Origin of the sequence: Streptomyces glomeratus (assembly GCF_021462825.1) — a bacterium.
GTDB classification, from domain to species: Bacteria; Actinomycetota; Actinomycetes; order Streptomycetales; family Streptomycetaceae; genus Streptomyces; species Streptomyces glomeratus.
This window is the reverse complement of record NZ_JAKEEB010000096.1, coordinates 1-1,018: the sequence shown is the minus strand read 5'-3', so window position 1 is coordinate 1,018 and position 1,018 is coordinate 1. Positions and strand designations below refer to the sequence as shown.

Below are 1,018 nucleotides of genomic sequence, written 5' to 3'. Positions count from 1 at the left end.
CGCCGTCCTTCTCCATCTGCTCGGCGAGCTTCATGGCCTCCTCGATCAGGGTCTCCACGATCTTCGACTCCGGCACCGTCTTGATGACCTCGCCCTTGACGAAGATCTGCCCCTTGCCGTTGCCGGAGGCCACACCCAGATCGGCCTCCCGGGCCTCCCCCGGCCCGTTGACGACACAACCCATCACCGCCACCCGCAGCGGGACCTCCATACCGGTCAGACCCGCCGTGACCTCCTCCGCCAGCTTGTACACATCCACCTGCGCACGACCGCACGACGGGCAGGAGACGATCTCCAGACCCCGCTGGCGCAGACCCAGCGACTCCAGGATCCGGATACCCACCTTGACCTCCTCCACCGGAGGCGCGGACAGCGAGACACGGATCGTGTCACCGATGCCCTGCGACAGCAGCGCACCGAACGCCACCGCCGACTTGATCGTCCCCTGGAAGGCCGGGCCCGCCTCCGTCACGCCCAGATGGAGCGGGTAGTCGCACTGAGCGGCCAGCTGCCGGTACGCCTCGATCATCACGACCGGGTCGTTGTGCTTGACCGAGATCTTGATGTCCCGGAAGTCGTGCTCCTCGAACAGCGAGGCCTCCCACAGCGCCGACTCCACCAGCGCCTCCGGGGTGGCCTTGCCGTACTTCTGCAGCAGCCGCCGGTCCAGCGAACCCGCGTTCACCCCGATCCGGATCGGGGTCCCATGGTCGCCGGCCGCCTTCGCGATCTCCTTGACCTTGTCGTCGAACTGCTTGATGTTGCCCGGGTTCACCCGGACCGCCGCACAACCCGCCTCGATCGCCGCGAAGACGTACTTCGGCTGGAAGTGGATGTCCGCGATCACCGGAATCTGCGACTTCCGCGCGATCGTCGCCAGCGCGTCCGCATCGTCCTGCGTGGGACACGCCACCCGCACGATCTGGCAACCCGACGCCGTCAGCTCCGCGATCTGCTGCAACGTGGCACCGATGTCCGACGTACGCGTCGTCGTCATCGACTGCACCGACACCGGGGC

The 1,018-nt window shown here is 67.2% G+C and carries 1 protein-coding gene; it reads right to left on the bottom strand.

Annotation, left to right across the window (positions count from 1 at the left end; genetic code table 11):
* Positions 1–1,018: flavodoxin-dependent (E)-4-hydroxy-3-methylbut-2-enyl-diphosphate synthase (ispG, locus tag LZ604_RS35465; RefSeq protein WP_234520352.1), on the bottom strand; the 1,018-nt coding region annotated here is incomplete at both ends.